The organism is Cyanobacterium sp. HL-69, from assembly GCA_002813895.1.
Taxonomy (GTDB): domain Bacteria; phylum Cyanobacteriota; class Cyanobacteriia; order Cyanobacteriales; family Cyanobacteriaceae; genus Cyanobacterium.
Genome location: CP024912.1, coordinates 2,423,903 through 2,438,142, shown reverse-complemented (window position 1 = coordinate 2,438,142; position 14,240 = coordinate 2,423,903). Strand labels below are relative to the sequence as shown.

Genomic DNA, 14,240 nt, shown 5'->3' with positions numbered 1-14,240 from the left:
AATTATGACTGATTTTCCCGAAAATACTCCTAACAATGGTAATGGCTACGATGAAAATTCGGATAATCATTCTAATTCTCCTGAAAATAATTCGGGTAGATCCCAGCGAGGATTTTATATTAAACTGCTATTGTATGGCACATTAATCTCGGTAGGAGGAGGATTAAGTTATGGTTGGTATTTCTTCACCCAAAGATTAATTCCCCTCATTGAAGAACCCGTTAGTAATTATTTAGGAAGACCTGTAGAATTAGGAGAGATAGAATCAGTATCTTTTAATAGTATTCGAGTAGGCGAAAGTCAAATACCTACTACCGACACAGAAAAAGACTATGTTATCGCTGAAGCAGTGGAAGTGAATTTAACTTCTCTTCTATGGAGAGAAAGAAGTGCCAATGTGGAAGTTACTATAATTAATCCCCTTGTTTATGTTGAAAAGTCAGAAGAAAGTGGTTGGTTAAACTTACAACTGACTCCCCCAGAAAGAAGAGATAATTTTATATCCTTTGATGTCGATGCGGTGAGGGTAAAAAATGCCTCTTTAACCATGAAATCCCTAGTAACTGATTTACCTCCTCTCAACATTAGAGTTAATCAAGGCAGTATTTTAATCGGAGAAAATAATCTTACCTTTGCAACCCAAGGAGATGTGATTTCGGGGGGGAATATATCTTTAACTGCCGTCACTCCCCTTGACAGAAATGACTGGTTACTAGATATTACAGGAAACAATCTTCTTACTGATGATATAAACTACTTTACTCCCTTACCAGTAGATGTTGATAGTGGTAGTGTCACGGGTAATATTCTCTTAAAATTTGAAGATGGTGATTTTGTTAATATTGATGGAAATATTGACATAGCCGAAGTAAACTTTGATATTCCTAATGTACCTCAACCCCTTACCAACTCCAACGGCAAAATAAATTTTGTCAATAATAGTCTTACCTTTGAAGGAGTTAATACTAATCTAGGGGAAATTAACGGTGATGTTGTTGGAAGTCTTGAAGATGACTTTTCCACCCTTAATGTCAATATTAAAACAAAACCCATAGAAGTTCAAAGGGCGATCGCCTCTTTAAACCTACCAGAAATCCCAGTAGAAACCATAGGCAAAGTAATCGGAGATATTAACATCCGAGGTTTATTAACTCAACCCACTCTCACCGCCAGTATTACTGCCCCTGATAACATTTTATTTGACAGAGTATTTTTGTCAAATAGTCAAGCAAAACTTACAATTCTTAACAACCGACTTTCCATCGACGAATTTTCCTTTACCCCCACCATCGGCGGAGAAATAAACGGCACAGGATTAGTTGACTTTCGCCAAGAAAACCAATTTCCCTACCAAGTTAATCTCAACGCCCAAAATATCAGCGCCCAAACCCTTGCTACCCTTTACGCCATTGAAATATCTGAAAGTTTGCCCCCCCTTGGATTAATTAATGGAGAATACCGCATATCGGGCATCGGCCAAGACATTGAAAATAGTCAGATAACAGGCACAACAAATATTGCCATGGGAGATGGGGAAGTCATTATTTCTAACCTCCTCTATAACCAAGAAAATTATCAAGGCGACATCGAGTTAAAGAATATTCCCCTCAATCAAATTAACCTCATCGACTGTCAAGCCATCGGTTGTAATAACTCCACCCTTCAAGGAAATTTCCAACTATTGGGAGATAGTCAAAATATTGCCCTTGATACCATTACCCTACAAGGAGACTTTAACTTTCCCCTCGCCCAAGGAATGGTTAACATGAGAAATACCCAACTAAATCAAGGTAGATGGCAAACTCAACTTATCGCTGATAATCTTAACCTCAGTCAACTAACTTTTACTAGCGATTCCCCTCTTAATCAAGGTAGAGTTAACAGCGCCCTAGACATTCGAGGTAGCTTGAATCAAGATAACCAAAGTATCGAAGCGAGGGGAGATATATTTTTACCCCAAGGTATTGTCACCGTAGAAAATCTTTCACTCGATAACGACAATAACTTTAATACCACCCTTGCCACTAACAGTTTTAATGTCGGTGGGTTTCAACAAGAATTAAGGGGAGACACAAGGGGAAGATTATCCATTCAGGGTAACACTAATAATATAACTCTAGGCACCGTTGCGATCGCAGGTAATCTCGACTTTAATCAGGGCATCAGTTTAATCCAACAACCCCTACAAACCGCCTTCCGTTGGGATGGAGACAAAATCCTGCTTTCCCAAGCCACCACAGGAGATATTTCCGCCAACGGTATTATTAACTATGATGCCGATAATCAAAATATAAGTAACTTCGACTTAAACTTAATTGCCTCTGGTTTAGATATAAAAGATTTATCCCTACCCAACCAACTAGCCTTAATAGGTTATGACGGTAAATTTAACTTTCAAGGAAAGTTACAAGGTAATCTTGATAATCCTCGCTTAGGGGGAGATATTCAAGTAGCTAATTTAGAAATTGCTAACCTTCCTTTTAATCCTCTTGCAGGAAATCTAGAAGCCGACACTATTAATGGTGTTAAATTTGATTTGCTAGATACCACAGGTAACAACGATAGATTTGCCCTCGATATTGATGCTGACTTTCAACCAAGACAGATTAACTTACAGGTAAAAGAAGGTAGATTAACCGCCGTCACCGATGAAAGTAATAACCTTGATATGAACTTTGCTAACCTTCCTCTAACAAATTTAACTCAACCTGTATTAACTGCTTTTCCTTCTGAGATTCAATCAGTGGGGGGAGACATTTCTGGGGAAGTTGCTTTAAATCTAAATAATTATGATATTGCTTCTGCTGAGTTAGTTATTAATCATCCCCAAGTAAATCAGTTTCGGGGAGATGTGTTAAGGGCAAAGTTATCGAGTATGGATGGGAAAATAATTGTTAGGGATGGTAAATTAAACCATCTGGAAAATGAGTATGATTTTTCTGCCCAAATATTACCTTTCCACGAAAATCCTCAATTAGAAGCGGAGTTGTTGTTACGGGAGGGGGATATTCAGAATTTGTTAACCAGTGTGGGTATTTTTGAGGTGGAGGATATATTTGATGGTATTCAACCAATGGATTTTTGTGGGGCAAAGGATTTATATTCTACGGGGGAGGATATTAATTGCTTATCTTTACAGGTAAACCCTTCATTGGCGAGTCTTTCTATTCCCGAAGACACGCCAAGAGTAAATGGTAATAGTTATGCAAGGGTATTAACGAGAAATTCTCAAACTCCTATCAGTTTTCCTCGTAATACGGAGGAAAATATAAAAACTAGCAGTAACTATCTATGGGATAGTAATCAACAAATTGAAGTTAATCAAAATAATGATGATGAGTTAAAAGTTAGTCAAGAAGATGAGTTAAAAGTTAGTCAAGAAAATGAGGTAAAGGAGAATGAATTAGTTAGTAATAGTCATAATGAGTTGGAAGATGATAGGGATGAGATTAAAGATGCTAAAGCAGTAAAATCAGATGTTGTTGCTTTTCGGGTTGTCAGAAAAGATGAGGGGTTAGAAGAAGATAATCAATTATCTACCAGTCAACCAACTTTAGTTATAAATGATAGTGAGGTAGAAGGAGTAGAAGATAGTCAATTATTTAATAACCAAATCCCTTTCGTAGAAGAAGGTAAAAACATAAATGCTTTACGGAAAAGGTTAATGGAAAATTCTCTGGTGGAGGGAGAAATTAATTCACTTGATGCTAATAGCTTGATTATTGCCCAAGAAAATAATACTTCAGAAGAAAATAAACCTTTATTTAGTATTAGCAACGATGGTTTGTCGTTACAAGAGACTCTTTTTCGATGGCAACAGATTAACTCAGCTAGTCAACAAACAGAAACACAAAGACAACAAGCAAATATTCCTCCTTTACAAGATTTGGAGGGAAGATTAACTGGGAAAATAAATTTGATTGCGTCGGTGAGAGATGGTATTGATGCTAGTTTTGATTTTCGTGGGGATGATTGGTATTGGGGTAAGTATCAGGCGGATACTATTCAAGCAAGAGGGAGTTTTCGAGATGGTTTGTTAACCCTTTTACCTGTGAGTCTCCAAGATGACGAAACTATTGTATCTTTATCGGGTACTTTTAGCCAAGAGCGTTTTTCGGGGCAAGTATTGGTAACGGATTTACCTATTAAAAATTTGGCGGGGGTGGCTAATTTACCTCCTAATTTTGACATAGAAGGTATTGCCAATGGCAATATTGTTATTAGTGGTAATGTGGAAAATCCTGTGGCAACAGGTAATGTAGAGATAGTTGATGCAAAAATTAATGGCACCACTATTGAGGAAACTAATGCTAACTTAGGTTATCGTAATTCTCGTCTTGATTTCTTGGCAACAAGTAATTTGACTGGAGAGGAAGAGTCGGCAAGATTATTGGGTAGTTTTCCTTTCCGTCTCTTCCCTCAATCTAGTAATTCTGGCAGTGATGATTTTCGTTTGAATCTTAATATTGAGGAGTCTGGTTTTGGTTTGTTGACGGTGATTAGTAATAATCAATTTAATCTGACTAAGGGTAGTGGTGGTGTTGATTTGAATATTAGTGGTAGGTATAACCAATCAGAAAATACTATTTTAGATTTTGTGGCGGATGGTTTGGCTACTATCAGTGATGGGGAAATGGAGGTGGCTTTTATTCCTGATACTCCTATTACTGATATTAATGGAGATATTCTTTTTGATTTTGATCAGATTACTATTCCTAGTTTGACGGGAAATTTTAGTGAGGGGGAAATTATTATCGTTGGTGGTTTACCTTTATTTCGGGAAGATAGTGAAGGAGATATTTTAACGGCTTCGGTGGAAAATTTGGCTTTAAATCTTCCTAATCTATATGAGGGTAATGGTAAGGGTTATATTGAAATCGCTGGAAGTGCGATCGCCCCTATCATTGGTGGTAATATTACTTTATTTGATGGAGATGTTTTCCTTGCAGGGGGGCAAAATGGTAACGGAAATGATTATGTGATGGGTGCTGGTAATAATCCCTTAATTAGCAATACAACTATTAATAGTTTGAATTTAATTTTGGGTGATAATATCACTGTCACCCAAGCCCCTGTTTTGAATCTTAATGCTAAAGGCAGTTTAAGTCTTAATGGAGACATTAATAATTTACAACCCGAAGGAGTTATTAATTTAACGGGGGGCAGTGTCAATTTATTTACCAGTCGATTAAGACTCAACCGCAATTATAACAACATTGCTAGATTTACCCCTGAAAATGGCTTTAATGCTTTCCTTGATATGCAATTAGAAACCTCGGTAACAGAAACTAACCGTTATCAATTTGCTGATAATACAGGGGCAAATGAAATTCCTGATATATCTGGCTTAAATACCATTAATACCGTTGAGACTATTCGAGTTAGGGCAAGTGTGAATGGTTTTAGTAGTAATATAAATGAAAGTTTAGAGTTAACCAGTACTCCTGCTAGGGATGAAACAGAAATTGTTTCCCTATTAGGGGGAGGCTTTTTCAGTAATCTTGCTGATGGAGATACGGGTTTGGCTTTGGCGAATATAGCAGGGGCAGCTTTATTTGGTAGTTTCCAAAATCAGTTTGATGAAATTTTAGATATGGTAGAATTTCGACTATTTCCTACTGCCATCATTGACAGTGAAACCAGAATATCTAGTCTTGGTTTAGGGGCAGAATTGGGCTTTAATGTTAGAGAAAATATTTCTTTTTCTATCCTCGCTATCTTAACAGGGGAACAATCTCCCCGTTATAATATTCGTTACCGTCTTAATGATCGTACTGTGATTCGAGGTTCTACAGATTTTAATAATGATACCCGAAGTGCGATCGAATATCAATTCCGCTTTTAAGGAACATATTTTCTAAAATTTTCATATTAATACTTCATATAATGATGTTTTTGGTGTAAATTAATTGTTATAATAACCTGTTTTTTTTCAACAGCTTTAGAATGTTAAAAACCCAAGAAAATAAACCTATTAAAATTGTGGCGATAGAAGAAGTCAACCCCCAAGAAAAACGTTTTCAGGAACAAAGAATGAAGGATTTATTCTTATTAATTGAAAATTTAGCCATGCAGGAAGAGGCTACCATTAAACTCATCATTGAATGTCTGTACGATGTGGGCATGATTAATTTAATTAATAAAAAGGTAAAACATCCCTCTGCTAATAAGATAATTAAACGTTTTATTAGTTTACCTAAACCTATGGCAAGAATTGTTGCTTGGCGTTGGATAAGAAAAAATATGCCAATAAAATTAACTAATTGGTTGGGTAGAAAAGTCCGTTGATAATAATTGGAGTGTACTGCCAAAGTTAAAAACTTGGTTTTGTTTTGATGCAGAATGACTTGTTACACTTCATGATAAAAATACTCAAATATTTTCTAACTTTTTTGAAGTCTCTTTTGCGAAAGAACATAGACAAAAATCTATTCTAGTAAACTTTTAATCAATTCTTCTTGTTATTCCTCGTTGCCTGTTCCCCGTTCCCCATTTCTAGAAATAATGTAAGCATCAAACTGAGGTAAAATTGAGCTAATAATCAATTGCATTAATTAAGAGGGATCAAAGGAAATATGACAACTTCCCCGTTTTATCAAGGAATACAGTATTTTAAAGAAGATTTACCCCATTTTACTGAATATGGTACCGAAAGTGCGATCGCACCTAACCAAACTGCCATCACTTCCCCTACAGACAAAAAAGCAGTCTATCAAACCCTCCTCGCCGCTGACGCCCTACGTTATCTAACCCTACACATTACCGCCACCAAACAATCAGGACATCCCGGGGGTTTTGCTAGTATCGCCGATGCGATCGCAGCCTTAGTCATGTTAGGACACAAAAACCTCATTACCGAAGTCGGACACCACGCCCCTGGTTTTTATAGCACCGTTTTCTTAGACCAATCCCTTGAAAAAATGGGCATCTACACCGTGGAAGACATGGGCAACAGATTTAGGGAAATGCACGGACTACTGGGACATCTATCAGGACAAATCCCCGGACTCCTCAACCCCGCTGGTCCCCTAGGGCAAGGGCAACACTTCGCCATGGCAGGGGCAAAACTCCACCCCAGCACCCTCTTTCCCGTTACCATCGGTGATGGCGGTTTAGGAGAACCCTACATCATGAGTAGCTTTGGACACTTCAACACCGCTTATCCTCAAGCCACCAACTTCCTACCCATCCTCGTTTGGAATGGATACTCCCAAGAGCATCATAGTATGGTATCCACCAAAACCAACAAAGAAATGATCGCCTATTGGGAGGGCAACGGATTTAAAGAAATCATCCTCGTCAATGCCAAAGATTATGACGATAGCAACCAATCAGGGGAATATGTTGATAGCACCAAATTTTCCTTTGCTAAACGTCTCGAATTTACCCAAGCCATCCTAGAAGCCACCGACAAAGCGGCTAAATCTGCCCTTGGTGGTACCCTAACTGTGTTAATCGTCAAACAGCTAAAGGGCGCTGGAGTTCACAAAACTGGTTCCAAATCCCATAACCTTTACCCTGGGGATAGCCTAGATAAAGATTATATTGCCTCCGCCCTCCAAGAAAGAGCCTTATCCAAAGAGGCTTGGGAATTAGTGCGTAGTAACTTCTCCCGTGCCAACGGAGGCCCTAACGTGGAAGTTGCCGTCACCGAGAAAGAATTACCCCTGTCCGACTTAGGCACATTACCCCTCACCGAATATCCTGTGGGTGGAGAGAAAAAAGTATCCACCACCGCCATGGGTGAATTAGTAGTCCATGTGGGTAAACAGGATCCTAACTTTATTGTTACCAACGCCGACGGTAACGCCGCATCAGGTATAAATAACATCAACATCGGTTTAAAAATCCTTCACCCCACCACCGACGAAACCTACTTCCAACAACCCCAAGGACAGGTTTATGAGCCTTTAAGTGAGGATGCCTGTGCAGGTTTAGCCGTAGCCCAAGCCCTCTTTGGGGCGCGTAGCCTTTGGTGTTCGTACGAATCCTTTGCCATCAACGGCTTACCCATCTGGCAAACCGTCACCCAAGCCATGGCAGAATTAAGAAGGGAAACCCCCTCCACCATTACTCTGTTTACCGCAGGGGCATTGGAGCAAGGGCGCAACGGTTGGACACACCAACGTCCAGAGATTGAAAATTACTTTGCAGGGATGATGCGTAATGGCAATGTGTTTCCTCTTTTTCCCTGTGATGCCAACAGCACTCAAGCCTGTTATGAATGGGCTTTAGGTACTAAAAATAAGGGCGTTACCATCACTGTTAGTAAATCTCCTCTACCCATTCGCACTACCTTTGAACAAACTAGAGAAGCCCTTGAAAAAGGTGGGGTAATTCTCCATGAATCTGAGGGAAGTAAAAAGGTTGTTTTTGCCGTTATCGGTGATATGACTTTAATTCCTGTTTTTGAAGCGGCTAAGGCATTGGAAGCCGAGGGAATCGGAGTACGTATTGTTTCGGTTATCAATCCCCGTCGTCTATACCGTCCCACGGATGTGGCATGGGAAACCTGTACCGCTAAAGATGGTAATTTCCTTGATGATGCTGGTTTTGAGGTTCTCTTTGGGGGTGATGCTTTAATCGGTGTGACAGGGGGTACTAGCGGAATGCTAGAACCTATCATGTTGCGCAGTAACGTTAAACGAGATACCTTTGCTTGGAAACGGGGGGAAACCACCGCCAGCGCTGGGGAGTTGATGACGTTTAATGGCTTAACTGCTGAGGCTTTGACTGCTAGGGCAAAAGGTTTATTATAAGTCTATGGGGGGTGGGCATTGCCCACCTTTTTTTATGGTTTTGGAATTGCCCATGAGATATTTCTTAACTATTTAACCCTTCCCATAATTGATTGTAATGGGCGATCGCACTGGGAGATAATGGTTCTATAAACTCACTTTTAGCAAAAATTTCTTCACTTATTTCTAACTTGTTATTACCATTTTCAGCGGTCAAAATGGGAGAATTACCTTTAGTAAAAAAGTTTATTCGAGTGGCAGAATCCTTCTCCCAACAGTAATTTATCCAACGATATATTTCATTTAATTTTTCATCAGAAATATTATTTTCATAGGGGTTAACCCACACATCAGCCCACAAACTTGTACCTGAGCGAGGTATAACTGCTTTTATATTTCGATGTTGTTCTAACATAGGTAAAATATCCGTGGACCAACCCACGGCCAACCATGTATCACCATTAATTAAAGGTTGTAAATAATTAGTGGAATCATAAAATTTTACTTGATTATTTAAAGTAATTAACTCCTCATAAATCTCATTAATTTCGGTGAGATTTTCAGTGTTGTAAGAATAGCCTAACTTTTTAAGAATTAAACCTATGATTTCCCTCGGTTGATTCAACAAAGAAATGTTATTTGTCAATTCCACGCGCCATAAATCTGACCAATCTTCAGGGGTAAAACCTAAAGGCTCAAACTTATCTTCTCGGTAAGCAATCATTGTATAACCCCAGCGATAGGGCGCCCCCCATATTTGCCCCCCACTTTCCATATTTCCTTGGGCATTTCTGGTAACCAAACCTTGAAAAATAGGGGATACATTGCCCCAGTTAAATAAATTATCTCTATCAAGGGGTTGGATTAAATAATCTTCAATAGCCATGGATAACCAGTAGTTGCCAAGAGTAACTAAATCAGCCTTTTCTTTCTCTGATTGGGTAAAAGGAAGGGGAGGTAATCGGAATCCTGATTCTTCTTTGGAAGGAGGATTTTTTCCTTGCCATTTTTGTAATAACTTATATATTTCATCCAGATTTGCCTGTGGTTTGAAATTGATATTTTTTCCCTGATTTAATTCTTGGTTGAAAGCCGCAATTAGTTGAACAGGGATTGATCCTTGAAGTAGTAATATTTTTAGGTCATGATTGGCTTGACAACCAGCGACTAAACTGCCAAGACTAAGAGCTGTGCTGGTAATGATAAAGGATCTACGGTTCATGGTGATAATTTATTCTATCTTTTGAATATAATTTTTGATGATATTTGAGAGGGTTTTATTTTAGATATTAAATCAGTGTTTAAATTACAACAGGATACAATTTAGTAAATATTAAGCTCTTGGGGAATTATTAAATTAATCAGGAATACTGGAACTATTTTGAAAAATGATCTTAGTATGGTTATCAGAGATTATTTTCTAGCTTGTTTGCCTAAATATTTTATCTGAATCTTAACGTTATTTTCGGAGTTACAGGGCGTAATCATTAGCAAGTTTTCATGGCGCAGCCCTGAGTAAATATTTTCAGAAAATTGAAGCAAAACCAGCACCATATATCAAGATACTGAGCTTATGACTGTACAAAGACAAGAAATTTGGCAATTAAATCAAAAAATAGAACAACTCTATGCCATTGTAAAACAATTGGGAAATCGTATTGGTTGGGAAGGGGTAGAGGATTTATGCTTTAGTGTTCAAAGTAACGAAGATTTTGAGTTAGTCAACGATTTTACTGCTCGTCAACAGGATTTGAATTTAGAACAAATTGATTCAGAAAATCTTTTCAAAGAAGAATCAGATAATCATAAAGATATTATCTTAGATGAAACCCATGAGATTCCCAGAAGATTTCCCATCAACTCCCTTCTCGAAGATGATATATCCTGTGAGGATCAAGTGCAACGATTAACGGCTCAATTAACAGCAGCCTATCATCGGATTGCCTCTTTAGAAGATCAATTATTAGCTAACCGTGGTATCAGGGAAAGTGGACAAAATCCCTTCTATGGCAATCATTAATTGTTCTGGGGTTGTACCTAAAAGGTGAGATGCGATCGCACTTCCTCCAGCCCCTACTCCCTCTTTCACAAAGCCCTGTTCGTAGGATTGCAAACTAGGATAATTAGAATTAGTAAAATTTAACTGAGTTGCCAAAAGAGGAACATTCCCCACCATTTTCGCCAAATTCACCGTATCTCCTGTGTCATCATCCGCCACCCATCGGGTAGTACCCACCACAATATTACTCAAATCCGTAGAAGGGTAATAATGCTGTTTAATCGCACGAATTAGCGCATATATCGCCAACATTTGTGTACCCCCTGCCAACATTACCCCCACAGTTTTACTAGCAGAAGAAGCCACCCCCGCTACAAAAATCTGCATAGGATCTCCCACCCCTGCTACAATCTCAAAAGGAGTCGTAGAACCAGAAAAATGAGCATTTTTTAAACCCTCTTCCACCACCTGCCATTTTTGCCCATGATTGCACACAGGATGGCTACTATTCACCATTCCCCGCACATCCATACCCAGCGCCGTTAACACCGCCAAAGCCGTTGTGGTACCTGCCACCACACACTCACTAAGAATAAGATAACCCCCATTTGCTTTATGAGCTAATGTTTCGCCCCATTGCAAACCTCTTTCATATAAATTCATGACCACCCCCAAAGGTAAAGCCTTGCCCGTCGTCACACACTGTGCAGCTTCACCCCCCAAATCAATGATATCCACCGAAGGACTTGCCACCAAACCTGCATTAAAAACATAGACAGGTAAATCAAACATCTCTACCACCGCCCTAGTAATAACCGTGGGAGACACTCCCACCGTAAGGGGAGGAAGGGGATAAACAGGACTTCGGGTCATACCATTAACCAAAAATTCGGCATCCGCTAGGGCTGTATAACGACGGGATTGGGAGGTTGCCCCTGCAGCGGAAATCCCTTCAATTAAGGCAGTATCAGTAAAACCAAGAGTACAGGTAAAAATAGGACGACAACCACCATAATGATTAAGCCACTTGATCCCTTCCTCATGGTTATTGTAAATTTTAATAGAATTCATTTTAAATAGATATTGGGTGATAGAAAACGTACCGTGATACGTCATACAAATATTAGGTTTTTGCCGTTGATGAATAATAGATAAATCAGATAATAAACACTTTATCCATTGAATACCTATTTATGAATTATTGACGCTAAATTATTTCCCCATTCCCTTGTATTCATTGTCAGAATTGCCAAAAGGTCGTAAGATACAAAGGTTATTAGATTTATGACCCTGATACTAAATGTCGTTTTCCAAAATCTTAATTGCTAATAGAGGCGAAATCGCCTTACGAATCATTCACAGTTGCGAAGAAATGGGCATTGCCACCGTTGCGGTTCATTCTACCATTGATCGTGATTCCCTCCATGTTAAGTTAGCAGATGAGAGCGTTTGTATTGGTCCTCCTTCTAGTAACAAAAGTTATTTAAATATTCCCAACATTATCTCCGCTGCCCTGACTAGGGGCGCTGAAGCCATACACCCTGGTTATGGATTTTTGGCAGAAAATGCCCGTTTTGCCCAGATATGTGCTGACCATCAATTGACTTTTATCGGGCCTCGTCCTGAGTCTATCACCTCCATGGGAGATAAATCCACCGCAAAAAAAACCATGGAACAGGCGGGAGTGCCTACTATTCCGGGTAGTAAGGGTTTGTTAAGTGATGAGCAAGAAGCCCTACGGGTGGCAGCAGAAATTGGCTATCCTGTGATTATTAAGGCCACCGCTGGGGGTGGCGGTAGGGGAATGCGCTTTGTTCATCAAGAGTCGGATTTGATTCGTCTTTTTCATGCAGCCCAAGGGGAAGCGGAGGCGGCTTTTGGTAATGGGGGGGTATATCTGGAGAAGTTTATTGAGTTGCCCCGTCACATTGAGTTTCAAATTTTGGCAGATAATTATGGTAATGTGGTACACCTTGGGGAAAGGGATTGTTCGATTCAAAGAAGACATCAAAAGTTATTGGAGGAAGCCCCTTCGGCGATTTTAAATCCTAAGTTACGGCAAAAAATGGGACAGGCGGCGGTGAAGGCGGCTAAGTCGATTAATTATGTGGGGGCTGGTACGGTAGAATTTTTGGTGGATAAGTATGGTAATTTCTATTTTATGGAAATGAATACCCGTATCCAAGTAGAGCATCCTGTAACGGAGATGATTACGGGGTTAGATTTGATTAAGGAACAAATTGCGATCGCCCAGGGGGAAAAATTATCATTCTCCCAAAGGGATATACAATTTCGAGGTCATGCCATCGAATGTCGTATTAATGCAGAAGATCCTGACCATGATTTTAGACCACATCCAGGCAAAATTATCGCCTATTTACCCCCTGGAGGCCCTGGAGTACGCATGGATTCTTTTGTTTATCCTGATTATCAAATTCCGGCCTATTACGATTCTTTGATTGGTAAACTCATTGTATGGGGTGAAGATAGACCAACGGCCATTAAGAGGATGAAACGGGCATTAAGAGAATGTGCCATTACAGGAGTGCCGACTACTATCGAATTTCACCGTAAAATATTAAATCATCCTGAGTTTGTGGCGGGGAATGTTTACACTAATTTTGTGGCAGAACACTTTTTTAAATAAATTTTTAACTGGGAAAAAAATGGCAGATTTAGAAGGACTTTTGCGCATGGCAGAGGATGAGTTGACTCAATACAGTACCACCGCTCGTAAAATTGAAAAGTTACGCCGTAAAATTGGTATTGCCTTGCCTTACAATCAACAGCAACGGCTTAAACAAGAGTTATTAGAGAAAAAGCCCAAGGGTTTTTTGTTCAAAAAACTAGAAGAAAGTCGTCAAAGCTTTGCTCTGCCTTTTTGGGGCATTGCCGGATTAGGTTTATTATTTGGCATATCTTCCCAACAATATCTTGATTTTATCGCAACGGCGATCGCCCTTCCCATTGCCATCAAAATTCAGCAGGTAGGCTGGAAACTCGAAGCTCAAACCCTTTTACTCAAAACCTTTGAAGACATTGAAGAAAGAATGAAAAATAATTCTTAATCCTTAATTGTTAGCTCTTTTGCCTCCTGAATCCACCGCTCTACAAGAGATACAGGGGGACAAAGATCCCTTCTTTTGAAAGTCGATACCTGTAGGCGCATAATCTGACGGTGTAATTGTGGTGCTGATGTAGTGCTTAGGTGTTTTAGGGAGGGAATACCAGCGTGTAGTAACAAACCGCAATATTTTGCTCCAATACTCTGCGCACAGGCTAAATTAGATAAAGCAACCCATTTACTAAGTAGTTTTATATTTAATCCCATACTACTAGCTAGTAATTGTTTTTTTTCTTGATTAGTTACTTTTTTTAATAGGTCTATATTAGTGTTAATTCCTTGGGATTGTAATTGTCTTACTTCTAAAGGATGAATTCCAGGCAAGTGGGCGATCGCAACGGAAAGTATCATAATAAATAATAAGAGAAAATTGTGGAGA

9 protein-coding genes are annotated in these 14,240 nt (G+C 39.2%); 6 read left to right on the top strand and 3 right to left on the bottom strand.

Annotation, left to right across the window (positions count from 1 at the left end; translation table 11 throughout):
- The first annotated feature begins 4 nt into the window (after positions 1–4).
- The 3 genes from AA637_RS11140 (at position 5) to AA637_RS11130 (ending at position 8,759) form a co-directional block, all read left to right on the top strand.
- Entirely contained in the window at positions 5–5,845 is a 5,841-nt protein-coding gene (locus AA637_RS11140; protein WP_446682814.1) for a translocation/assembly module TamB domain-containing protein, read from the top strand.
- A gap of 101 nt (positions 5,846–5,946) precedes the next feature.
- Positions 5,947–6,288 (top strand): hypothetical protein, encoded by a 342-nt coding sequence (locus tag AA637_RS11135; protein WP_069791660.1) that lies wholly within the window; start codon positions 5,947–5,949, stop codon positions 6,286–6,288.
- 287 nt (positions 6,289–6,575) lie between these two features.
- Positions 6,576–8,759 (top strand): phosphoketolase, encoded by a 2,184-nt coding sequence (locus AA637_RS11130; protein ID WP_446682813.1) that lies wholly within the window; start codon positions 6,576–6,578, stop codon positions 8,757–8,759.
- A 64-nt stretch (positions 8,760–8,823) separates the two neighbouring features.
- Here AA637_RS11130 and AA637_RS11125 read toward each other — a convergent pair whose 3' ends face one another.
- Entirely contained in the window at positions 8,824–9,960 is a 1,137-nt protein-coding gene (locus tag AA637_RS11125; protein ID WP_446682812.1) for an extracellular solute-binding protein, read from the bottom strand.
- 351 nt (positions 9,961–10,311) lie between these two features.
- Here AA637_RS11125 and AA637_RS11120 point away from each other — a divergent pair, with 351 nt between their 5' ends.
- Positions 10,312–10,758, top strand: a complete 447-nt coding sequence (locus tag AA637_RS11120; RefSeq protein ID WP_446682811.1) for a hypothetical protein — start codon at positions 10,312–10,314, stop codon at positions 10,756–10,758.
- Here the strand turns inward: AA637_RS11120 and cobT are convergent.
- On the bottom strand, positions 10,702–11,808 hold the full coding sequence (cobT, locus tag AA637_RS11115) for a nicotinate mononucleotide-dependent phosphoribosyltransferase CobT (RefSeq protein WP_446682810.1): 1,107 nt from the start codon (positions 11,806–11,808) through the stop codon (positions 10,702–10,704). The two genes, AA637_RS11120 and cobT, sit on opposite strands and share 57 nt — an antisense overlap.
- A gap of 229 nt (positions 11,809–12,037) precedes the next feature.
- Here cobT and accC point away from each other — a divergent pair, with 229 nt between their 5' ends.
- Together accC and AA637_RS11105 are read left to right on the top strand one after the other, a co-directional pair.
- Positions 12,038–13,384, top strand: a complete 1,347-nt coding sequence (gene accC / locus AA637_RS11110; protein ID WP_446682809.1) for an acetyl-CoA carboxylase biotin carboxylase subunit — start codon at positions 12,038–12,040, stop codon at positions 13,382–13,384.
- A 19-nt stretch (positions 13,385–13,403) separates the two neighbouring features.
- A complete protein-coding gene (locus AA637_RS11105; protein WP_069791666.1) occupies positions 13,404–13,805 on the top strand; it encodes a hypothetical protein in 402 nt (133 codons plus the stop codon).
- Here AA637_RS11105 and AA637_RS11100 read toward each other — a convergent pair.
- Positions 13,802–14,212: a DUF4332 domain-containing protein gene (locus tag AA637_RS11100; protein ID WP_446682808.1), complete on the bottom strand. Its 411-nt coding sequence runs from the start codon at positions 14,210–14,212 to the stop codon at positions 13,802–13,804. The two genes, AA637_RS11105 and AA637_RS11100, sit on opposite strands and share 4 nt — an antisense overlap.
- Between the last annotated feature and the right edge of the window lie 28 nt (positions 14,213–14,240).

What these genes read in the sequence shown, in the direction of transcription:
- AA637_RS11105 (WP_069791666.1), top strand. Translation starts at nt 13,404, where the DNA reads ATGGCAGATTTAGAAGGACTTTTGCGCATGGCAGAGGATGAGTTGACT.
- AA637_RS11140 (WP_446682814.1), top strand. Translation starts at nt 5, where the DNA reads ATGACTGATTTTCCCGAAAATACTCCTAACAATGGTAATGGCTACGAT.
- AA637_RS11125 (WP_446682812.1), bottom strand. Translation starts at nt 9,960, where the DNA reads ATGAACCGTAGATCCTTTATCATTACCAGCACAGCTCTTAGTCTTGGC.
- AA637_RS11100 (WP_446682808.1), bottom strand. Translation starts at nt 14,212, where the DNA reads ATGATACTTTCCGTTGCGATCGCCCACTTGCCTGGAATTCATCCTTTA.
- AA637_RS11120 (WP_446682811.1), top strand. Translation starts at nt 10,312, where the DNA reads ATGACTGTACAAAGACAAGAAATTTGGCAATTAAATCAAAAAATAGAA.
- accC (WP_446682809.1), top strand. Translation starts at nt 12,038, where the DNA reads ATGTCGTTTTCCAAAATCTTAATTGCTAATAGAGGCGAAATCGCCTTA.
- cobT (WP_446682810.1), bottom strand. Translation starts at nt 11,808, where the DNA reads ATGAATTCTATTAAAATTTACAATAACCATGAGGAAGGGATCAAGTGG.
- AA637_RS11130 (WP_446682813.1), top strand. Translation starts at nt 6,576, where the DNA reads ATGACAACTTCCCCGTTTTATCAAGGAATACAGTATTTTAAAGAAGAT.
- AA637_RS11135 (WP_069791660.1), top strand. Translation starts at nt 5,947, where the DNA reads ATGTTAAAAACCCAAGAAAATAAACCTATTAAAATTGTGGCGATAGAA.